Origin of the sequence: Micromonospora echinospora (assembly GCF_014203425.1) — a bacterium.
Taxonomy (GTDB): Bacteria; Actinomycetota; Actinomycetes; order Mycobacteriales; family Micromonosporaceae; genus Micromonospora; species Micromonospora echinospora_A.
In genome coordinates this window covers 1,707,504-1,727,284 of the sequence record NZ_JACHJC010000001.1, presented here as the reverse complement: position 1 = coordinate 1,727,284, position 19,781 = coordinate 1,707,504, and the positions used below count along the sequence as shown (strand labels likewise).

The following is a 19,781-nucleotide window of genomic DNA, read 5'->3' as shown; positions in this document are numbered from 1 at the left end:
CCGGGAACCGTCACCGGAGGCGACCACATTCATCGGACGCCGGGCCGGTCGTCACTCTCACCGACCCGCGGGGCCAAGATAATTGATCGCCAAAGATTTCCCGTGGTCGCGGCAACGTTTACTGGGGCCGAGAGCGTAAGTAGTGGCCGTGAGATCGAAACCGAAGGTGCGGGTGGCCGATGCACGATCGCGAGGATGAGGAGGTGACAGCCTTTGTGAGGGCGCGTTACGGATCGCTGCTTCGGACCGCCTTCCTGCTGTGCGGAGACCGTGGGAAAGCCGAGGATCTGGTCCAGACGACGCTGGCCAAGACGGTCGTGGCGTGGTCTCGGCTGCAACGCTCAGAAGGCGTCGATCATTACGTTCGCCGCGTTCTGGTGAACACCTTCGTGACCTGGAGGCGACGCCGATCCTGGTGGGAACAGCCCCTGGGCCGGCTGGTGGAGACCCAGGCACGAGACGAGTACGTGGGCGTGGAACAGCGCGACCTGCTCCGCCGGGCGTTGGACGGGCTGCCGGCACGACAGCGTGCCGCCGTCGTCCTGCGCTTCTACGAGGATCTGTCGGAGCAGGACACGGCGCTCGTCATGGGTTGTTCGGTCGGCACGGTCAAGAGTCTTTCGTCAAGGGGCCTGCGGACCCTGCGTCAGCAGTGGGTTGAGGCAGACGCTGTCGCTGATCAAGAGGTGCGCTATGCATGACACGACCGAGTTGCGCGACGGCCTGGCGGATCTGGCTGAGTCGGTGATACCGACAACGGGCTATGAAAGCAAGATCATGCGGCGGGCGGAACGGCGTCGCGGGCGGCAGCGTATCGCCGCCGGAACTGCGGCGGCAGTGTGCTTGGCGGTGCTGGTCACGACGTTTCGGGTGGTAGGACTCGGGTCCCCGCCGCAACTCGCCGCACCGCCGCCGGACGGTCCTCTTCTGGGCTGGTCTCCGGTGGGAGACGTGGACGCGGGGCTGGTTCGGGAGGCCACCGGCGTCTGGGACCGTGCCGGCTCGACGGGCCCACACAGGGATGTTCGAGCACTTGTCGCGACGCGCCATCCACGCCTGCGCTCGACAGTGGTCATCCTGCAGGGATACGACAAGCAGGGTGACGCGCGGTTGGCCTTCTTCACGGGTGATTCCGGTGCGGCGGACGCCTTGCGGATGCGGGTCGATCGGCCGGCGCCTGATCCGGTGAAGACCCAGGTGGTAAGCCTGGTCAGTCCACGGCTGTCCGGAGCCGCCGGCGAGGTGAGCAACGACTCTGCGGGCACCTATGTCATTGCCCTCGCCATGCCGGGCGTGACAGCGCTGCGGGTGTCGAGCACGGCTGTCGATGACGAAATCGTCCAAGAACCGGACGGACCCACCAGCCGCCTCGTCGTGAAACGGCTTCCGATCGCTGCGACCGCGCAGACGACGACGATCGCGGGGTTCGTCAAGTCGAAGCGACCGTTCGCCGGCTTCACGAGGATGTTCGAGGTGCCTGGTGAGGCGGGCGTGGACGGCGACGCGCGGGCCGTGCCCGCAGAGGTGATCGGCAGGAACGGCCAACAGATCACCGTGGCGTTCCCGAAGGATCAGGGAGTCCGGCGAGGGCAACTTGCCGTCGTCGCCGAAGGCTTGGTCGGACGAGTCTCCGCAGTCGACACCGTGCGTGGCGAAGCCAGTGTCGATCTCGTCACCAGCACCGGATTCTCCGGACGGGTGTACACGAACATCAGCAATGTTCCGGGTTTCGTGCGCGGCACCGGCGGAAGGCTCGTGATGGAGGGCATTCCCGCGAGTGGTCAGGTCTACCGGACCAATCGTGTGTTGATGCCGGATCCGTCCCAGCAGAGCGATCGGGTCGGCGCTGTCACGATCGGGCGAGCCGCTGCGGACAAGGTGGCGGGTGCGACCACCGTGGAGCTCACGCCGACAGCCGACCTTGCCAACCTGACCAGACTGTCGATCATGACGCCATCCACGCCCTGACCGGCGTCAGCGCCAGACGGTCCGGCGCAGCCCCTTGTGCCCGGCGCACACGTCACGCTGGCCGCCGGTGCGGCTGATCGAGCCGTCGCGGCACTGCACCAGCCAGCCCCGATCGGACCAGAACCCGGGTACGCACTCGAACCAGTCGCACACCCCGGCAGCCGGCCTGCGGATCCGCTGGCCGCCGCAGAAGTCGTACCCGAAGGGGTTCACCGGGGCGCCGCAGCGGCGCTCGACCGGCGGCTGGGGCGTGCCGCGCGGCGGCGCGGGACGGGCGCGCGACGGCTCGGGGCTGGCCGTGGGCCGGACCTGGACGGCGGGCGCGACCTGCGGCGGCGAGGGGGTGTCGGTGGCCGCCGGGGTGGCCGCGGCGGCGCGCTCCGAGCCGGCCCGGGTCGGCGGGTTGGACTCGAAGAGCATCGCCGGCACGACGAGCGCGAGCGCCGCGCCGACCGCCACTGTGCGCCGGCCGCCGGGCACCAGCGCGGAGACCCGGGCCTGGGCGGGGGTGAGCACGGGCGGGCGCTGGGGGCGCTCCGCCGCGTGCTCCTCGATCAGCTCGTCCAGCTCGGCCACGACCGCGGCGCGCTGCTCGATCGCGTCGGCGAACGCGAGCGTGAGCGTGAACCGGAAGTCGGCCACCGCGCCGGTGGGCAGCAGCAACCCGGAGGTACGTCGGCGGTCCAGCACCTGGATCAGGGTGACCGGCGCGCCGGGGTCGTGGGACAGGCCGGTCATCCGGCCGTACGCCCAGTCGCGCCGGCCGCGCCCGCCGAGCAGCACCAGCCGGCGGTTGGTGAGCACCGCGAGCCCGGCGTCGACCACCTTGACCCCCTCCGGGCGGCGCGGGCGCAGCACGGGCGGGTCGGGGTCGACTGTCAGCTCGGGGGCGGGCAGCACGGCGGTGTGCCGCACCTCCACCAGTTGCGCGGCCGGGAGCGTCCAGAAGACCACCTCACCGGAGGCCAGCTCCATCGGCAGGCCGACGCCGGCCTGGGCCGAGCCGTGGAAGGACACCGCGAGCGTACGCAGGCGGCACAGCTCGTCGTCGCGGCGTCGCCACGCCTCGTCGGCCGCGCGGAAGGCCCGCTGCCGCCGTTCGTTCTGCCGGTGCGCCCACCGGTACCGCCATGTGGAACCCGTCGAATCAGTCTTCGCCACGCCGACTCCTCCGCCGCGCGAGCCCACCAATCGGGGTGTCATTCATGTCAACGATCCGGCAGGGGTACGAAGACACGCGAAATTCACCAATTAGACCGATCGGCTGATTGACCTCCACAATCGGCGGAAACTCCCGCGTCGATTCACGTTCCGTGCCACCGGCCTCCGGCGGTCCCGCTTCGTCATGCGGGCGCGTGGACACGTGGGTAACGTCAGCCGCAACAGCGGGGCGGACCGCGGCCCCCGGCGGCGAGGAGGTGCACCGGTGGGCGACCCGGCCGTGGTGGTGGGAGTGGACATCGGCACCACCAGCTCCAAGGCCGTCGCGTTCGACACCACCGGCCGGCAACTGGCCAGCCACTCGATCGGCTACCCGCTGGAGGAGCCGAACCCGGGCTGGGCCGAGCAGGATCCGGACCTCATCCACCAGGCAGTGCTGGGCGTGATCCGCGCGGTGGTGGACGAGCTGCGCGTACCGGTGGCCGGATTGTCGTTCAGCACCGCCATGCACAGCCTGATCGGGCTGGACGCCGACGGCACCCCGCTGACCCCGTCGATCACCTGGGCCGACTCCCGGGCCAGCGCGCAGGCCGAGCGGCTACGGGCGGTGCCGTCCGGGCTCGCGCTGCACCGGCGCACCGGCACCCCGGTGCACCCGATGGCGCCGCTGCCCAAGCTGGTCTGGTTCGCCGAGCAGGAGCCGAAGCTGCACGAGCGGGTCGCGCACTGGGTCGGCATCAAGGATCTGGTGCTGCGGCGGCTCGCCGACGCGCTCGTCACCGACCACTCGGTCGCCTCGGCCACCGGCCTGATGGACATCCACCGGCTGACCTGGGACGCCGAGGCGCTACGCCTGGCCGGCATCACCGAGGAACAGCTTCCCCAGCTCGTACCCACCACCCACGTGCTGCCCGGGCTCACCGCCGGGGCGGCGCGGGCCACCGGGCTGCCGGCGGACACCCCGCTGGTGGTGGGCGCCGGCGACGGGCCGCTGGCGAACCTCGGCCTCGGCGCGGTACGCCCCGGCGTGGTGGCCTGCTCGATCGGCACCAGCGGCGCGATGCGGGTGATGGTGGAGCGCCCCGGCGTCGACCCGCTCGGTGGCGTGTTCTGCTACGCGCTCACCGAGGACCGCTGGGTCGTCGGCGGCGCCATCAACAACGGCGGGATCGTCCTCAAGTGGGCGAACGACGCGCTCGCCCCGGAGCTGGGTGAGCACGCCGAGGAGGAACTGCTCGACCTGGCCACCCAGGCGCCGGTCGGCTCCGGCGGGCTGATCATGCTGCCGTACCTGCTGAGCGAGCGGGCGCCGCACTGGAGCGCGCTACCGCGCGGCGCGTACGTCGGGCTGACCCACGGCCACGGCCGGGCGCACCTGGTCCGGGCCGCGCTGGAGGGCGTCTGCCAGCAGCTCGCGCTGGTCCTCGCCTCGGTCCGGGCGGCCGGCAACGAGGTACGCGAGGTCCGCGCCAGCGGCGGCTTCGCCCGCAGCCCGCTGTGGCGGCAGATCCTCGCCGACGCGCTGGGCATGCCGGTGCGGTTCCCCGCCGGGCACGAGGGGTCCGGCTTCGGCGCCGCGCTGCTGGGTATGCAGGCGCTCGGGCTGATCGGGTCGATCGAGGTCGCCGCCGATCTGGTCCGGATCGAGGAGACGGTCCACCCGGATCCCGCCTCCGCCGCCACGTACGCCGCGCTGCTCCCCCTCTTCTCCGAGCTGTACGACGCGCTCGTGCCCACGTTCGCGTCCCTGCGGCGGATGGCGCCCAGCCTGCCGCCGGAACCGCCACCGACAGCACCTCCCCGCTGACGACCGAAGGGCGTGGTCGCCGTGGTCACACTGCTCGCTGCTCCCGCGGAACCGCTCACGAACGCCGGTGACACCCAACTCGTCCTCGCCGCCCTGCTCGGCATCGCCGCTGTGGTGCTGCTCATCGCGTGGGGCAAGGTGCACCCGTTCCTCTCGCTGATCCTCGGCGCGGCGGTGCTCGGCGTGGTCGCCGCCGTACCCGTCGACAAGATCGTCACGTCGTTCAGCGGCGGCGTCGGCTCCACAGTCGGCGGCGTCGGTCTGCTGATCGCGCTCGGCGCGATGATCGGCGGCCTGCTGGCCGAGTCCGGCGGCGCGGACGGCATCGTGGAACGGGTGGTCGGCCGGGTCTCCGGCACCGCGCTGCCCTGGGCGATGGCCGGCGTGGCCGCGCTCATCGGCCTGCCGTTGTTCTTCGAGGTCGGCGTGGTGCTGCTGGTGCCGATCGTGCTGCTCGTCTCGCTGCGGGTGAATGTCCCGCTGATCAAGATCGGCATTCCCGCGCTCGCCGGTCTGTCGGTGCTGCACGGCCTGGTGCCGCCGCACCCCGGCCCGTTGGTGGCGATCGACGCGCTCGGCGCCAACCTCGGTCAGACGCTCGCCCTGGGCCTGCTGGTGGCGATCCCCACGGTGATCATCGCCGGCCCGGTCTTCGGCAACTTCATCGCCCGGTACGTGTCGGCCACCGCCCCGACGGAGCTGCTGCCGACCCGGCGGGACGCCGCCGACGACCGCAGCCCGACCCGTCCCGGTGACGGCCGGGCCGACGCCGACGGCGACCTGGTCACCGAGGACGACCTGCTCAACCCCGGCACCGGCCGCCCCGGCGCCGCCATCGAGGAACCGGCCGGCCGGCGATCCAGCCGCTCCCCGGCGCTGTGGGCGGCGGTGGTCACCGTGCTGCTGCCGGTGGTGCTGATGCTGCTGCGGGCGATCGGCGAGCTGACACTCGCCGAGAACACCGCCGGCCGCAAGGCGCTGGACATCGTCGGCACCCCGATCATCGCCCTGCTCGCCGGCGTCATCTTCGCCATGATCTTCCTGGGCTACCGGTCCGGCTTCAGCCGTACCCAGGTCTCCGGTTTCCTCGGCGGCTCACTGCCGCCGATCGCCGGCATCCTGCTGATCGTCGCCGCCGGTGGCGGCTTCAAGCAGGTGCTCGTCGACGCCGGTGTGGGCGACCTGGTCGCGAACGCCGCCGACGGCGCGAACCTCTCGCCGCTGCTGCTCGGCTGGCTCGTGGCGGTCGGCATCCGGGTCGCCACCGGCTCGGCCACCGTCGCCACCATCACCGCCGCCGGAATCGTGGCGCCGCTGGCCGACACGCTCGGCGGTCCCGAGGTGGCGCTGCTGGCGCTGGCCATCGGCTGCGGGTCGCTGTTCTTCTCGCACGTCAACGACGCCGGTTTCTGGCTGGTGAAGGAGTACTTCGGGTTGACCGTCGGGCAGACCATCAAGAGCTGGTCGGTGATGGAGACGATCATCTCGGTGGTCGGCTTCCTCGGCGTCCTGCTGCTCGACGTCTTCCTGTAGCGACGTCTCAGGGAGCCTCGACGCCGGAGATGCGGAACTTGTGCACCTCGGCGCCGAGGATCTCCGTCACCTGCTCGGCCTCCGGGCCGGAGCCCCGGAACGCCAGCAACTGCTCGTCGGACTCCCACCGCTCGTAGACGTTGACCCGGCCCGGCTCGACCAGGTCGGCGCTGACCGCGAAGTCGACGCAGCCGGGCGCGGCCCGGGCCGCGCGGACGGCGGCCTCACAGGACGCCAGGTAGGCGTACCGCCGGGCCGGATCGACGTAGAGGGTGCCGGCGACGATGAGCATGCCGGCCATCCTGCCACGGACCCCCGGTCAGGCCCGGGTGATCGCGTTGGCGTGGATGGCCTCGTTCAGGTACGCGGCCATCCCGGGCCGCAGCGTCTCGAAGTACTCGGTGAACCGCGGGTCGGCCATGTACATGTCGGCCAGACCGGTGTGGATCTCGTACGAGCAGTCGTACCACCACGTGGTGATGAGCTGCCGGTGCTCCTCGGCCAGCGCCATCGCCTCCGGGCCGTCAGCCGGCGCGCCCGAGTCCATGAGTGCGACGAACCGCCGCCCCCAGTCCTCGTTCTCCGCCTTGTTGCGCAGCCAGTCCTCCTTCGAGTAGCGGCCCGCGCGCTCCTGCGACTGCCGGTACGCCTCGGTGTCACCCCAGCGATGCTCGGCCTCCTCGGCGTGCTCGTCCGGGTCGAAGTCACCGAACACCTCGAACCGCTCCTCCGGCGTCAACTGGATCCCCAACGTCCTCGCCTCCATCGCGTGTTCGATCGCCGCGACCATCTCCTGGAGCTTCCCGATCCGCCCGGACAGCAGCTCGTGCTGCCGGCGCAGGTGCGCCACCGGGTCGGCGTCCGGATCGTCCAGGATCTCGGCGATCTCCTCAAGCGGGAACCCCAGCTCGCGGTAGTAGCGGATGAGCTGCAACCGGTCCAGGTCCGCGTCGTCGTAGCGGCGGTAGCCCGCCGGCGTTCGCCCGCTGGGCCGCAGCAGCCCGATCTCGTCGTAGTGGTGCAGCGTCCGGACCGTCACCCGAGCCGCCCGCGCCACCTGCCCCACCGTGTACGCCATGGTTCCCTCCCTTCCGCGACCAAGGCTGCCGCCTTCCGCTGCGTGAGGGTCAAGCCGCGAACACGACGACGCCCCCGACCATGATCGGCCGGGGGCGTCGTCGGTGCGGTCAGTTGGTGACCTTCTCCTTCTCCGGGGCGGCGAAGGTCGCGGTCGGCGGGGTGCGGAAGGCGTGCACCAGGCCGGCGGCGGAGAGCAGCAGGAGCAGGCCCGCGCCGAGGTACACGGCCAGGGCGCCCTGCTCGGCCTTGCGGCCGAACTCGCTGAAGCCGTACGAGGTGAGCAGCAGGCCGCGCAGCGTCTCGCCCTTGAACACGGTCTCCCGCTGGGCGGTCACCTCGGCGAGCTGCTTCTGCAGGTCGGCCAGGTTGGCGGCGTTGCTCTGCTCGGCCTGGGCCACCTGCTCGCGCAGCGCGCTCTGCGGCTCGCCCAGGTCGGCGTAGGTCTTGCCGCCGGCCATGTTCTTCAGGTGCAGGCCGATGTACTCGTTGGCGTAGCACTCCGCCTGCTTGCCGGTCGTCATCTTCTGGCCGGCGTACTCGCGCAGGCAGTCCGACTTCTTCTCCTCGTCCGACAGTTTGTCCGCCGGGGTGAAGGTGATGTTCTGCTCGCCGAGCTGGGAACGTACGTAGTCGTTGGCGAAGTTGGCGTTCGTCGTCAGGACGACGCCGACGACGAGCAGCAGGACCGCCAGGCCCAGCCCACCGATGCTGAACAGCAGGTCGAGCGTCCGTCGCTTCATATCTGACTCCCGTGTGGAGGGTGTATTCGTCTGGCTGACGAGAATAATCATGACGGCGCGTACCGCCCGTGAGCAGGGTCGAATCCCCTGTCCTGTCCGGGACCTTCGGCCCCCACCCGGGCGGGCCGGTCAGCGGTCCGCGCCCGCCCCGGACAACGCGGGAAGCAGGTCCGGCAGGGCCGTGGGGCGGCCGTACCGCCAGCCCTGGCCCTGCCGGCAGCCGATCGCGGTGACCGCCGCGTGCTGCGCGACCGTCTCCACCCCCTCGGCCACCACCGCGAGGTCGAACGCGCCGGCCAGCCGGTTCACCATCTCGACGGTGGCGTACGCGCGGGTGTCACCGGCGTCCAGCCGGGACACGAACGACCTGTCGATCTTCAACTCGGTGGCCGGGATGCGGTGCAGGTAGCTCAGCGAGGAGTAGCCGGTGCCGAAGTCGTCGATGGCGATCCGGATGCCGAGGTCGCGCAGCTGGGACAGCCGGTCCAGCACCGACTCGCTGCCCTCGATCAGCGCGGACTCGGTGAGTTCCAGGGTGAGCGCGCGCGGCGGCAGGCCGGCCGCGGCGACCGCGCCGGTGACAGTGGCGATGAGGTCGGGCCGGCACAGGTGAGCGGCGGCGATGTTCACCGCCACTGTCACCTCCGGCGCGTTCGCGCGCCAGGTCGCCGCGGCCCGGCACGCCTCGTGGATGACCCACCTGTCGATCGCCACGATCAGCCCGGTCTCCTCGGCCAGCGGCAGGAACCGGGCCGGGGTGAGCACGCCGAGCCGGGGATGCCGCCAGCGCACCAGGGCCTCGGCGCTGCGTACCACGCCGGTGTCGAGGTCGACGATGGGCTGGAACTCCATCAGCAACTGGCCCTCGTCCACCGCGCGGCGCAGGTCGGCGATCAGCTCGGCCCGGCTCACCGCCGACTCGCGCAGCTCCGGCGTGCACGTGCGGTACGCGGCCTTGCCGGCCGCCTTCGCCGCGTACATGGCGATGTCGGCGTCGCGGAGCAGGTCGGTGTGCGAGGTGTGCTGCGGCCCGTACTCGGCGATGCCGATGCTCGCCGACGGGTGGACGCCGAGGTCCTCCTCGCCGGGCAGCGGTTCCAGCGCGGCGAGCAGCCGGATCGCGAGCCGCTCGGGCGGCACCGGGCGCTCCCCGGCCACCAGCACCGCGAACTCGTCGCCGCCCAGCCGCGCGATCATCCCGTCCGGGCCGACCGCGTCCCGCATGCGCTCCGCGGTCGTGGTCAGCAACCGGTCCCCGGCGGCGTGACCGAACCTGTCGTTCACCTGCTTGAAGCCGTCCAGGTCGAGCAGCACCACGGCGACCGGCCCGCCCCCACGCAACGCCCGGCGCAGCCGCCGCACGAACGTCAGCCGGTTCGGCAGGCCGGTGAGCTGGTCGGAGTACGCGAGCCGGCGCAGCCGGCCGACCAGCCGCAGGTTCTCGTTCGCGGCCAGCCCCTGGCGCAGCGCCAGCACGCCGAGCAGGGCCATCATGCCGACGAAGACCACGTGCGGAGTCTGCCCGCTGGGCCGCCGCGACAGCATGACCGCGACGATCGCACCGCCCACCGGCAGGTACGGCAGCGCCACCCGCCACCACGGCGGCAGCGGCGACTCGACCACGTCGTCCTCGCCGTCCTCGTCGACCGGCGGCGGATAGCGGGTGGCCAGTCCGACCAGCAGATAGCTCAGCGGCCAGCAGATGTCGACCGGGTGACCGGGCGTGTAGTTGCCGTGCGCGACCAGGGACACGTAGACGGCGTCCGCGCCGGCCCGGATCGCCAGGCCCGCCCCGATCACGGTGAGCGCCCGCCACATCGGCCGGCCCGGACCGGCGACCGCCACCAGGATGGTCAGTTGCATCAGGTCGAACATCGGGTAGAGCAGGCCGAACGTGCGCATCGGATCGGCCAGGCCGGCCTCGGTGATCTCCTGGAACACCACCACCCAGCCGATCGGGATGAGGGCCAGCCCGACGATGACCCCGTCGAGCAGGGTGCGGGCCCGGCCGATCAGGCTGCGCGGGCCGGCGCGGAAGGTGAGCAGGGCGGCGGTGCCGGTGACGATGCCGGCGGCGAACAGTCCGGCGACCAGCGGCGTGTGCGGCAGGCCCAGCCCACCGAGGCGTTCGACTGTCCACACCGTACGGCCGAGCGCGGCGAGGGCCATGGTGGCCGCCATCAGCTCCCAGAACCGGCGCAACGCGACCGGCTGGCGCCGCGCCGCGCCGAAGCAGAGCACCGCCGCCAGGCTCGACACCGCCATCGCGCCGAGGTCGCTGACCAGCGCCGCGCCGGGCAGCCGGGCGACCAGCCAGGCCGTCTCCCCGAGTACGGCGACGGCGGCCGCGGCAAGTCCGACACGGCCGGCGAGCGGATGACGGGCCGGCGCCGCGGCGGCGAGGCTCACGTCGAGCTGGGGTACAACAATGCGCTCCGGCTCTCTTCCAGACGTGCACCCTCGACGGTGAGGGCAGGACGACGGACGGCGCAAGCCTAGTCAGCGCCGGGGGCCGCCGCCAGAGTCGACGGCTGTCGGTCAGCGGACCGCGGGCGGGTGCCGGTAGAGGGAGACCAGGACGCCGTAGCGCGCCTGTCCCGGTGGCGCCTCCTCCGCCTCGCCCACCAGTTCGTCCAGCGTGGACCGCAGGCGCTCGGCCTGGGCCGGGGTGAGCCGCAGGTGCCGCAGGTGCACGAGCGGGTCGGGGTCACCGGCGAGTTCCTCGGCGTACGCGCCCAGCAGCGCCGCCGTGGCGCCCGCGTCGGTGTCAGCACCGACGAGCCGGCGGAACGTGCGTTCGTGGTAGCGCTCGGTGCCGCCCCGGACCTGGCGGCTGTGCGCCGGGCGGACCATGCCCGCCTCGGTCAGCACCGCGAGGTGGTGGGCCACCGTGCCCTTCGCCGCGCCGAGACGGGCGGCGAGCTGGCTGAGCGTGGCAGGGCCGGCTCCGAGCGCGAACAGCAGCCGGTGCCGGAACGGGTGGGCCAGCGCCTTGAACTGGGCCGGCTCGCGGATCTCCAGCGGATCGTCGGTCACCGCCAAAGCGTCTATTTCTCTTGACGCTTTTGTCAACCGGCTGCTCTACTTCTCACCCACCACGAGAACGGGGAACCGATGGATCCAGAAGACGTGACCACCGTCGTCGAGCGGGCCGCCCGCCTGGTCGCCGACAAGTACGTCATTCCCGACGTCGCCGACCGGGTCGCCGGCCACCTGCGCGAGCGACTGCGCGCCGGGGCGTACGCCATGGCAGGCGATCCCGCCACGCTCGGCGCGCTCGTCACCGCCGACCTCCAGTCGGCGAACGGCGACCTGCACCTGCGGCTCAAGCACCACGAGCAGCCGCTGTCCGACAAGGCCGACGACCCGGCCGGGGAGCACTTCGCGCGCCTCGCCGCGCTCGGCATGGGCGGCGTGACCCGGGTGCAACGGCTGCCCGGCAACGTCGGGCTGCTGGAGATCCAGCCGTACGTGTTCCCGCCCGACCTGGCCGGCGACGCGCTGACCGCCGCGCTGCGGCTGCTCGCCGGCACCGACGCGCTCCTGCTCGACCTGCGGGGCACCGAGGGCGGCAGCCCGGACGGGGTGGCGCTGCTCTGCGGCTGGTTCTTCGCCGAGCCGACGCATCTGCACACCATGCACGAGCGCTCCGGCGCCACCCGCCAGTTCTGGAGCGCCGCCTGGCTGCCGGTCCCCCGGTACGCCCCGGACAAGCTGGTCCAGGTGCTCACCGGTCCGGCGACGTTCTCCGGGGGCGAGGAGCTGGCGTACGACCTTCAGCAGTTCGGCCGCGCCACAGTGGTCGGCGAACCGACCCGGGGCGGCGCGCATCCCCGCATCGGGTACCGGCTGCACCCGCACCTGGAGCTGACGGTGCCGGTGGCCCGGCCCGTGCACGCGGCGAGCGGCACGAACTGGGAGGGCTGCGGCGTCACCCCGGACGTGGAGACCCCGGCCGGCCGGGCGCACGACGTCGCGTACCGCAGGAGCCTGGAGGCGCTGCTGGCGGCGGGCCCGGACCGGCCGACGGCGGCCGAGGCGCGGACGGCTCTCGCCGCCCTGGGCTGAGCCGAGCGGGTCAGGACCAGTCCTCCGCCGGGGCCGGGTCCTGCGGCGCGGCGGCAGCGCCGGGCGGCCCGCCGTGCGTCCACGGCGTCTCCTCCGGCGCGGGGAACGCTCCGCCCGGCAGGAAGCCGTCCGACAGGCTGGTCAGGCAGATCCGCTCCCCCACCTCGGGCACGCTGCCCGGCGGCGCGGTCAGCCCTCGGCCCATCCCGCCGGACAGCTCCAGCACCACCTCGGTCTTGCCGTCCGCCCCCGGCGTCACGAACACCACAGCGGCCTTCTGCCCCGGACGCTGCGGCGAGAACAGTCTCGCGCCCACCGGCATCGGCACCGGCTCGGTGGTGACCACCTGGATGCGCGGGCGCAGCACCGGCCGCTTGCCGGAGTCGTCCACCCGCGCCGGGTCGGCGAGCGTCACCTCGCCGACGAACGCCTCCCCGGACAGCCGGTGCTCGGCCATCACCAGCGGATCGTCGTAGGCGCGCTGCACCGCCCACGCGGTCGACGCCCGCTCCAGCCGCTGCAACCGCAGCGCCGCCGCCACCGCGCCGTCGCGCCGCGGCTGCGGACCGCCCCCGGCGTCGACGTGCTCGGCGTGCGCGGTGAACGCGTCCCGGTCACCGGCCCACCGGCCGGCCACCCGAGCGCCGGCCGGCAGCGTCCGCAACAGCCCCACGCCGCGCCACATCAGCTCCCAGGTGGGCGCGAGCTGGTCCCGCAGCAGGCCGGCGAGCTCGTCGTACGCGGCCGCGCGCGCGACCGGGTCGTCCTCGGCCCGGGTGTACGCCTCGATCGCCGGGGCGAGCCGGTGGTTGTCGAAGTCCGGGTCGGTGGCCGGCCCGGCCGGCGGGCAGCGGGCCGGGTCCTCGGCGCGGGCCGCCGCCTCGGCGCCGGTCATCCCGGCCGGCGGGTCGAGCCAGCCCAGCACCGCCGGCAGGTGCAGATCCTCCACAGTGCTCTGCCCGGTCGCCCAGTGCAGCGTCAACACGTCGGTGAGCGCCAGCAGCGCCGCCGAGCCGGGCTGCTCGGCGCGCTCGGCGAAGAACGTCAGCCAGCGGCCGAGCAGCGGCACCGACTGGTGCACGGGATAGTCGCCGTCGGTACGGCGGAACCGGGTGGACCGCCCGAACAACCGCAGGAACGTGACCCCGGCCGGGTTCGGCACCAGCAGTTGCGGCGCGTCGGCGTACCGGTGGCGGACGTCCCGGCCCCGGTCCACCGGCACCGCCTCGGTCAGGTCACGGAACTCGTCCAGGTACGGCAGCACGATCGCGGCCAGCTCGGCGGCGAACGCGAACCGCTGGTCCCGGTTGCGTGGCTGCGGCACCACGAGCAGCCGGGCCTCGTCGGGCGCGGCGCCGACCATCGCCGCGAGCGGGGCGTTCGCCTCACCGGCCAGCGCGAGCGGCACCACCACCAGTGGCCGCTCCGACAGGTGCAGGTGGCGGACGGTGGCCACCGGCTGGGCCCGCCCGGAGGCGACCGCCTGCGCCCGGGCGAGCGCGCGCAGCGTACTCATGCGGTCTGCCCGGCGAGGGCGTCGGCGCGCAGGCGCGCGGCGGCCCGCAGCAGCGCGGCGGCCTCCGCCTGCTCCGGCTCGGGAGCGGCCGAGCCCTCGGCGAGCGCCAGCACGTCGGCCACCTCCTCGACGCCGCCCAGCGCCTCGCGGACCGGCCGGCCCAGCGCGCCGGTCTGCCCGCGCGCCTCGTGCCGGCAGAAGTACGCAAGCTCGCAGGCGGCCAGGCAGTCCGGCGCGTAGCGGGCCGGCACCTCGTGCAGCGCGGCGGCGAGCGTGGCCGGATCGGCCGCGGGATCGACTGTGAACCCGGCCGGTACGACGGCGAGCAGGTCCTCGACCCGCGCCATCCGGGCCAGCTGGCGGCGCAGCACCAGCAGTTGCCGGCGCACGTCGAGCAGGCTGGCCAGCGGCTGGTTGGCGAAGTCACGCGGGCAGACCAGCACCACCTCGTGCGACACCAGTTCCGGGTCGCGTCCCTCGGCGGCGAGCAGTTCGCGCAGCGCCAGCACGTAGACGGCGGACTGGATCGCGGCGGCGGCGACCTTGCCCGGGTCGGCCTGCCCGTCGATCACCGGAAACGACTTGATCTCCACGACGTGGAACCGGCCGGCCAGCCGGGCGGCGACCAGGTCCGGTTCCAGGTGCACCCGGGTGCCCGCCACGTCCAGGCCGAGCAGCGGGTGGTCGAAGAGGGCCGGGCCGTCGCCGCTCGCGGTCAGCGCCGCCCGCGACCGTTCCGGCCGGTCGTCGTCGGCGCCGAGGTCGGTCCAGGTCGCGCCCTCCGGCACCGGTACGCCGAGCCGCTCCGCGACCAGGCGCAGCAGTTCCGCCCCGCCGTCGGCCTTCACCTGCGCCTCGAAGGCGTTGCCCCGGGTGATCGCGAAACGGGACTGGCCGAACCGGGCCGGGAAGCCGAGTCGCTCGGCCAGCGCCGGCTTGTCCGCGCCCGCGCTGTCCAGCACGGCGCGCCGGGTGCAGCCGGGGTTGCCGGTCAGCGCGGCGATGGTACGGGCGTTGTGCCGCCGCGGCGGTCCACCACCCCGGATCTGCGCCAGCCGTTCTTCCACCCGATGAAGTGTAAGGAAGGGCCCCCTATTAACGCCTCCGGTAGAGGAAGGGCCCCTTGTTAACACAGGGGGACCGTCCGGTCACCGGCCGGCGGAGCGGTTCCAGGGCGCGCGGGGCGACTGCGCGCCCGCGTCCGGACGACGACGGCGACGGTGCCGGCGGCCCGGCGTGCAGGGCGGACGCGCGGCGGTGTGCACCGGCGGGGCGATCGGAGCGGCCGGCTGCCGGCCGATCAGCCAGTAGAGGAAACGGGTCACGGTCAGCCGACCGGGAGGCGCTGGGCCTCGGCGCGGGAGATGTCGTACTCGGCGCCGCAGAACGTGCACTGCTGCGAGTACCGGGTGCGCAGCGGGATCAACGGGACGAAGAAGAGGCTGAACTTGGTGACCCGGCGGGTGATCACCTGGGCGGCCTGGTTGCCGCAGTTGCGGCAGACCTCGGTGACGACGCCGGACCTGACGACCTTGGTGCGCAGCCCGAAGATGAAGAACATCGCCCGGCATTACCCACCCGGGGTCCGTGTTAAAAGGGGCCCCCTCCTCTACCGGAGGCGTTAAGAGGGGGCCCTTCCTTACACCCAGATCGGCTGCCAGTCGGGCACCTCGTGGAAGCGGCGCAGCTCGGCCCACCCGGCCACGCTGCCGCTCCAGGCCGCGTACGGCGGGTTGCCCTCGTCGAAGCCGGACTGCACGAACGTCAGCTTCGTCCTGCCGCCGCTCTCCGCCAGCTCCCAGGAGGTCACGCCGACCGGTCCCCAGTCGATGGACAGCGCCCGCCCCGGTGTCACGTCGAACACCTTCGCGGCCTCACCGGCGTCGAGGCCACCCATCGCGTACCGGCCGCCCTCCCAGGGCTCGACGCCGATCGGGTGGCCGAACCAGGCAGTGACCTGTTCCGAGTCGGTGAGCGACGTCCACACCTTGTCCATCGGCGCGTCGATGACCACCTCGCCGCGCAGGTCGGCGGAGGTGAAGTCGGTACGCGGCAGCAGCGGTCGTCCGTCCAGGTGGTCGTTGAGGTTGGCGATCGCCAGGTACCAGAAGGTCTGGAGCACGCCCCGGATGCTGCTGCCGCTCATCGCCTCCTCGTAGTTGAAGTGGCTCTGCCGCAGCGTGAGCAGGGTGCCGTCGCCGTCGGGCTCCAGCTCGAACTCGGTGGTGGTCTCCACCCCGTCGAGCGTCCACATGAAGCGCAGTGTGCCGTCGTCGACGTGCAGCAGCCGCTGGTGTGGCGCGTCACCTTCGGGCGTGTAGCGGCCCCAGAACTCGTACCGCCGGGGCAGCTCGACCTCGGCGTGCTCGGCCAGCCAGACGCGCAGCTCGGCGGGGTCGGTCAGGGCTCGGCGGACGGTCGCCATCGGTGCGGCGAGGCGGGCGCGGATGGTCATCGACTCACTCATGCTTGTCGCCTTTCGGGTAGCAGGCCACGGCGAGTTTGAAGGCGTCCCCCTCGGCGCCGCCGTAGCGCGTGAACAGGTCCTGCAGCGTCGTCTGCAGGTCGTGCAGGAACTCCTGCCGTCGCTCGGCGGGCACCCGGATCTCGCCGGAGACGCCGATGGACGGCAGTTCGGGGGCGGCGCGGTCCAGCGCGGCGATGTCGGCCTGCACCTCTTCCATGAGGTCGAGCAGGTAGCCGAGGCTCAGCTCGTCGCGGGCCCGGCGGGCGCCGCCGATGCGGCCGACAAGGCGGGGCGAGAGCCAGTACGACCGGGCGACGGCCTGGTAGATGCCCTCGGTGATGCCGCGCACCTGCCGCTGCGCCACCTGCTCGGCCAGCCCGGCCGCGACGAGCTGCTTGACGTGGTAGTAGACGCGCTGCGGCGTCTGGTCCAGCCGGCCCGCGACCTCGGTGCAGGTGCGGGGTTCGGCCAGTTGCCGCAGCACCTCGATGCGCTGCGGCTTGAGCAGGACTTCGGCCTGCTCGCGCTGTTCCAGGTACAGGACGTCTCTCATGGCAAAATCAGTTTGTACGTACAAAACTTCTTTGTCAATGGCGTTGACGAGAGGCCGCGCGGTCCGCGCGGCCTCTCGTCGGTACGTCGCGTCAGGGCGTCCAGTCCGGACGCAACGGGTACCCGTTCACCCCCTCCGGGCCGCTGTGCGTGGCGAGCACGTGGTGCAGCTGGATGCCGTTGCGCTCGAACGCCAGCCGGGAACCGGCCATGTACAGCCCCCACACCCTTGCGGTGCCCGGCCCGACCTCGCCGACACAGAAGTCCCAGTGCTCGACCAGGTTGCGGCACCAGCCGGCAAGGGTCAGCGCGTAGTGCTGGCGCAGGTTCTCCTCATGGTGCACCTCGAACCCGGCGTCGTGGATCTCGCTGATCAGCCGGCCCGGACCGGCCAGCTCGCCGTCCGGGAAGACATACCTGTCGATGAACGCGCCGGACCGGTGCGGGGCCCGGTTGTCGGCGCGGGTGATGCAGTGGTTGAGCAGCCGCCCGCCGGGCTTGAGCCGGGAGCGCAGCGCGCCGAAGTAGGCCGGGTAGTTGCGCACGCCGATGTGTTCGGTCAGCCCGATCGAGGAGATCGCGTCGAACTGCTCGCGCGGCGCGTCCCGGTAGTCGAGGTGGCGCACCTCCGCCAGCTCGCTCAGCCCTTCCCGCTCGATCGCGGCCCGCGCCCACTCGGCCTGCGCGCGGGACAAAGTGACGCCGAGCGCCTTGACGCCGTACTCCCGGGCCGCGTGCCGGACCATGCCGCCCCAGCCGCAGCCGACGTCCAGCAGCCGCATCCCCGGCTTGAGCGCCAGCTTGCCGGCGACCAGGTCGTACTTGGCCCGCTGCGCCTCCTCCAGGGTGTCGCCGGGGCTGCGGAAGACCGCGCAGGTGTACGTCATGGACGGCCCGAGCACCTTCTCGTAGAAGGCGTTCGACACGTCGTAGTGGTGGGAGATCACGCTGCTGTCCCGGGTACGCGAGTGACGCAGGCCGGTCATCAGCCGCCGCCACCGCGGCGCCGCCTCCTGCGGCGGGGGCGGCGGCGGACGCAGCCGTTCCCAGCCGAGCCCGCGGACCAGCGCCAGCGCCTCGCTCATCGCCGGGATCCGCAGCGGCACCTCGTCCTTGATCACCCGAAGCGCCTCGTACGGGTCGCCCGGGTGCACGCCCTCCAGCCCCAGGTCGCCGCTGACGTAGGCGCGGGCCATGCCCAGGTCACCCGGCGCGGTGAGCAGGTAGGACAGGCCCCGCTCGGTACGGATCGCCAGGGTGATCCCGGCGTCGACCGGGCCCAGCGTGCTGCCGTCGTAGCCGGTGACCCGGACGGGCAGGTCGCCGGTGGTGACCGCGCGGACCACGTCCGCGACTGTGGGTCCGGTACGCCGGCCGCCCGCCGGCGGGCCGGCCGGGGCGCTCGCCGCCCCGGGTGTTCGGTCGGTCAGACTCATGCTCGGGATACCGCCTTCTCGTACAGTCCGGTGAGCCGGTGGTCCGGGTCGTAGCGGTCCTTCACGGCGCGCCAGGTGTCCCCGCCGTAGAGCCGGTCGAACGCCGCCCGGTCGTAGTACGCGTCGGAGTAGAGCGACTTGTGACCGCCCACCTCCGACACCATGCGCTCGATCTGCCGGTTGACGTCGCCGTCGGCGGCGCCCACCGCGATGGGCACGCTCCCCCAGAAGCCGATGTTCACATACGTTTCACCCGGTTGGAGCGGATATAGCGGCCACGCCTTCGCGGACCCGGGGCCGGCGGGTTCGCGCAGCCGCAGCGGGCACAGCCAGACCGGCGTCATGCCCACGTTCGCGGCGAACCAGCGCAGGAACTCGGGCGTGCGGTCCAGCGGGACCTCCACGTCCTGCACGACACGCTCACGCGCCGGGCGGCCCCGCCACCTGTCGACGCGGGCGGCCACCTGGTGCCGGTGCTCCAGCCGCACGATCCGGTGGTAGACGTCGCTGCGCCGGTAGCGCCGCGGCCACAGCCGCCGCACCACCGGATGCTGCACCCCGAACGCCGCCGAGCACCAGAACCAGTCGGTGTCCCACCGCCAGAGATAGTCGTACGCGGTGAGCGTGTCCCGGGTGCGGCGACGCAGCGAGCGGTAGTAGATGTCCTGGCCGGTGTAGTCGGACGGGCCACCCTCGGCCTCGTCGGTGAACGTGCCCAACACCAGGTAGGACTCGCCGGGGCTGAACACCACCCCGTCCATGGCGTCGACCGGCTCGCCACCCCAGGCGCCCTTGGCGACCACCTCGCCGACGGCGTCGACCAGTTCCTCCAGGCGGGTGAACCGGATGTTGCGCAGCGCCACGTACCGGCGGACCGGTTGCAGCTCGATGCGCAGCCGGGTGGCGTAGCCGAGGCTGCCCAGCGAGTTGGGGAAGGCCCGGTGCAGGTCGGCGTGCTCGCCTCGGGGCCGGGTCGTGACGATCTCCCCGGCGCCGGTGAGCACGTCCATCTCCAGCACCGACTCGTGCGGCAGGCCGTTGCGGAAGGAGGTGGACTCGATGCCCAGCCCGGTCACCGCGCCGCCCAGCGTGATCGTGCGCAACTGCGGCACGACCAGCGGCATCAGGCCGTGCGGCAGCGTCGCGTCGACCAGGTCCTCGTAGGTGCACATGCCCTGCACGTCGGCGGTGCGGGCCGCCGGGTCGACGGCGAGCACACCGGTCAGGCCGCTCACGTCCAGACCCGGGGTACGCGGCGCGGAGCGGGGCCGGAAGAGGTTCGAGGTCTGCTTGGCCAGCCGTACGGGTTCCCCGGCGGGCACCGCGGCGTAGGAGCGCCGCAGCGTGTCCACCGCCCGTTCATGATCACGGACAGCGTGCATGAGATCACCTTACGCTCGGGTACGACAATTCGTGGGACGTCCACGGTGGCCTCGCCGACACGCCGTCGACA

Annotated in this window: 19 protein-coding genes; 5 read left to right on the top strand and 14 right to left on the bottom strand. The window is 72.6% G+C overall.

Features of this window, described 5'->3' with window-relative positions; genetic code table 11:
• Positions 1-179 precede the first annotated feature (179 nt).
• Both FHU28_RS08270 and FHU28_RS08265 read left to right on the top strand, forming a co-directional pair.
• A complete protein-coding gene (locus FHU28_RS08270) occupies positions 180-701 on the top strand; it encodes a SigE family RNA polymerase sigma factor (RefSeq protein WP_184682464.1) in 522 nt (173 codons plus the stop codon).
• Positions 694-1,968 carry a rod shape-determining protein MreC gene (locus tag FHU28_RS08265; RefSeq protein ID WP_184682463.1) on the top strand — a complete coding sequence of 425 codons (1,275 nt, stop codon included), beginning with the start codon at positions 694-696 and terminating at the stop codon, positions 1,966-1,968. Before FHU28_RS08270 ends, FHU28_RS08265 begins: the two co-directional genes overlap by 8 nt.
• 6 nt (positions 1,969-1,974) lie before the next feature.
• Here FHU28_RS08265 and FHU28_RS08260 read toward each other — a convergent pair whose 3' ends face one another.
• Complete coding sequence (locus FHU28_RS08260; RefSeq protein WP_184682462.1) at positions 1,975-3,129, bottom strand: hypothetical protein; 1,155 nt, start codon at positions 3,127-3,129, stop codon at positions 1,975-1,977.
• A gap of 265 nt (positions 3,130-3,394) precedes the next feature.
• On the opposite strand from FHU28_RS08260, the gene FHU28_RS08255 reads away from it, so the two are divergent.
• Positions 3,395-4,936, top strand: a complete 1,542-nt coding sequence (locus FHU28_RS08255; RefSeq protein ID WP_184682461.1) for a gluconokinase — start codon at positions 3,395-3,397, stop codon at positions 4,934-4,936.
• A gap of 21 nt (positions 4,937-4,957) precedes the next feature.
• Positions 4,958-6,469, top strand: a complete 1,512-nt coding sequence (locus tag FHU28_RS08250; RefSeq protein ID WP_184682460.1) for a GntT/GntP/DsdX family permease — start codon at positions 4,958-4,960, stop codon at positions 6,467-6,469.
• Between the two features lie 7 nt (positions 6,470-6,476).
• Here FHU28_RS08250 and FHU28_RS08245 read toward each other — a convergent pair whose 3' ends face one another.
• The 5 genes from FHU28_RS08245 to FHU28_RS08225 all read right to left on the bottom strand — a co-directional run bounded on the left by FHU28_RS08245 (position 6,477) and on the right by FHU28_RS08225 (position 11,325).
• On the bottom strand, positions 6,477-6,761 hold the full coding sequence (locus tag FHU28_RS08245; protein ID WP_184682458.1) for a putative quinol monooxygenase: 285 nt from the start codon (positions 6,759-6,761) through the stop codon (positions 6,477-6,479).
• A 27-nt stretch (positions 6,762-6,788) separates the two neighbouring features.
• A complete protein-coding gene (locus FHU28_RS08240; protein ID WP_184682457.1) occupies positions 6,789-7,547 on the bottom strand; it encodes a MerR family transcriptional regulator in 759 nt (252 codons plus the stop codon).
• A gap of 109 nt (positions 7,548-7,656) precedes the next feature.
• Positions 7,657-8,289: a hypothetical protein gene (locus FHU28_RS08235; RefSeq protein WP_043326326.1), complete on the bottom strand. Its 633-nt coding sequence runs from the start codon at positions 8,287-8,289 to the stop codon at positions 7,657-7,659.
• Positions 8,290-8,418: 129 nt separating this feature from the next.
• Positions 8,419-10,698 carry a putative bifunctional diguanylate cyclase/phosphodiesterase gene (locus FHU28_RS08230; RefSeq protein WP_184682456.1) on the bottom strand — a complete coding sequence of 760 codons (2,280 nt, stop codon included), beginning with the start codon at positions 10,696-10,698 and terminating at the stop codon, positions 8,419-8,421.
• A gap of 129 nt (positions 10,699-10,827) precedes the next feature.
• Positions 10,828-11,325 (bottom strand): ArsR/SmtB family transcription factor, encoded by a 498-nt coding sequence (locus tag FHU28_RS08225; RefSeq protein WP_184682455.1) that lies wholly within the window; start codon positions 11,323-11,325, stop codon positions 10,828-10,830.
• A 78-nt stretch (positions 11,326-11,403) separates the two neighbouring features.
• Between FHU28_RS08225 and FHU28_RS08220 the strand changes: the two genes are divergently transcribed.
• Positions 11,404-12,357 carry a S41 family peptidase gene (locus tag FHU28_RS08220; protein ID WP_184682454.1) on the top strand — a complete coding sequence of 318 codons (954 nt, stop codon included), beginning with the start codon at positions 11,404-11,406 and terminating at the stop codon, positions 12,355-12,357.
• A 10-nt stretch (positions 12,358-12,367) separates the two neighbouring features.
• Here the strand turns inward: FHU28_RS08220 and FHU28_RS08215 are convergent, their stop codons facing one another.
• The 8 genes from FHU28_RS08215 to FHU28_RS08180 all read right to left on the bottom strand — a co-directional run bounded on the left by FHU28_RS08215 (position 12,368) and on the right by FHU28_RS08180 (position 19,710).
• The gene (locus FHU28_RS08215; protein ID WP_184682453.1) at positions 12,368-13,873 is read right to left on the bottom strand and encodes a hypothetical protein; all 1,506 of its coding nucleotides are present in this window, start codon (positions 13,871-13,873) and stop codon (positions 12,368-12,370) included.
• Positions 13,870-14,940 carry a hypothetical protein gene (locus FHU28_RS08210; RefSeq protein ID WP_184682452.1) on the bottom strand — a complete coding sequence of 357 codons (1,071 nt, stop codon included), beginning with the start codon at positions 14,938-14,940 and terminating at the stop codon, positions 13,870-13,872. Before FHU28_RS08210 ends, FHU28_RS08215 begins: the two co-directional genes overlap by 4 nt.
• A gap of 81 nt (positions 14,941-15,021) precedes the next feature.
• Positions 15,022-15,198: a hypothetical protein gene (locus tag FHU28_RS08205; protein ID WP_184682451.1), complete on the bottom strand. Its 177-nt coding sequence runs from the start codon at positions 15,196-15,198 to the stop codon at positions 15,022-15,024.
• Positions 15,199-15,200: 2 nt separating this feature from the next.
• Positions 15,201-15,434, bottom strand: a complete 234-nt coding sequence (locus tag FHU28_RS08200) for a zinc-ribbon domain-containing protein (RefSeq protein WP_184682448.1) — start codon at positions 15,432-15,434, stop codon at positions 15,201-15,203.
• A 78-nt stretch (positions 15,435-15,512) separates the two neighbouring features.
• The gene (locus FHU28_RS08195) at positions 15,513-16,340 is read right to left on the bottom strand and encodes an SRPBCC family protein (RefSeq protein WP_184682446.1); all 828 of its coding nucleotides are present in this window, start codon (positions 16,338-16,340) and stop codon (positions 15,513-15,515) included.
• Positions 16,333-16,893 carry a winged helix-turn-helix domain-containing protein gene (locus FHU28_RS08190; RefSeq protein WP_184682444.1) on the bottom strand — a complete coding sequence of 187 codons (561 nt, stop codon included), beginning with the start codon at positions 16,891-16,893 and terminating at the stop codon, positions 16,333-16,335. Before FHU28_RS08190 ends, FHU28_RS08195 begins: the two co-directional genes overlap by 8 nt.
• Before the next feature lie 91 nt (positions 16,894-16,984).
• Complete coding sequence (locus FHU28_RS08185) at positions 16,985-18,328, bottom strand: class I SAM-dependent methyltransferase (RefSeq protein WP_184682442.1); 1,344 nt, start codon at positions 18,326-18,328, stop codon at positions 16,985-16,987.
• The gene (locus FHU28_RS08180; RefSeq protein WP_184682440.1) at positions 18,325-19,710 is read right to left on the bottom strand and encodes an FAD-binding oxidoreductase; all 1,386 of its coding nucleotides are present in this window, start codon (positions 19,708-19,710) and stop codon (positions 18,325-18,327) included. Before FHU28_RS08180 ends, FHU28_RS08185 begins: the two co-directional genes overlap by 4 nt.
• Positions 19,711-19,781: the final 71 nt, after the last annotated feature.

Excerpts from the sequence above, each read along its gene's own strand:
- FHU28_RS08270 (WP_184682464.1), top strand. The coding sequence starts at position 180 with ATGCACGATCGCGAGGATGAGGAGGTGACAGCCTTTGTGAGGGCGCGT.
- FHU28_RS08265 (WP_184682463.1), top strand. The coding sequence starts at position 694 with ATGCATGACACGACCGAGTTGCGCGACGGCCTGGCGGATCTGGCTGAG.
- FHU28_RS08245 (WP_184682458.1), bottom strand. The coding sequence starts at position 6,761 with ATGCTCATCGTCGCCGGCACCCTCTACGTCGATCCGGCCCGGCGGTAC.
- FHU28_RS08240 (WP_184682457.1), bottom strand. The coding sequence starts at position 7,547 with ATGGCGTACACGGTGGGGCAGGTGGCGCGGGCGGCTCGGGTGACGGTC.
- FHU28_RS08235 (WP_043326326.1), bottom strand. The coding sequence starts at position 8,289 with ATGAAGCGACGGACGCTCGACCTGCTGTTCAGCATCGGTGGGCTGGGC.
- FHU28_RS08220 (WP_184682454.1), top strand. The coding sequence starts at position 11,404 with ATGGATCCAGAAGACGTGACCACCGTCGTCGAGCGGGCCGCCCGCCTG.
- FHU28_RS08215 (WP_184682453.1), bottom strand. The coding sequence starts at position 13,873 with ATGAGTACGCTGCGCGCGCTCGCCCGGGCGCAGGCGGTCGCCTCCGGG.
- FHU28_RS08200 (WP_184682448.1), bottom strand. The coding sequence starts at position 15,434 with ATGTTCTTCATCTTCGGGCTGCGCACCAAGGTCGTCAGGTCCGGCGTC.
- FHU28_RS08195 (WP_184682446.1), bottom strand. The coding sequence starts at position 16,340 with ATGAGTGAGTCGATGACCATCCGCGCCCGCCTCGCCGCACCGATGGCG.
- FHU28_RS08190 (WP_184682444.1), bottom strand. The coding sequence starts at position 16,893 with ATGAGAGACGTCCTGTACCTGGAACAGCGCGAGCAGGCCGAAGTCCTG.
- FHU28_RS08185 (WP_184682442.1), bottom strand. The coding sequence starts at position 18,328 with ATGAGTCTGACCGACCGAACACCCGGGGCGGCGAGCGCCCCGGCCGGC.
- FHU28_RS08180 (WP_184682440.1), bottom strand. The coding sequence starts at position 19,710 with ATGCACGCTGTCCGTGATCATGAACGGGCGGTGGACACGCTGCGGCGC.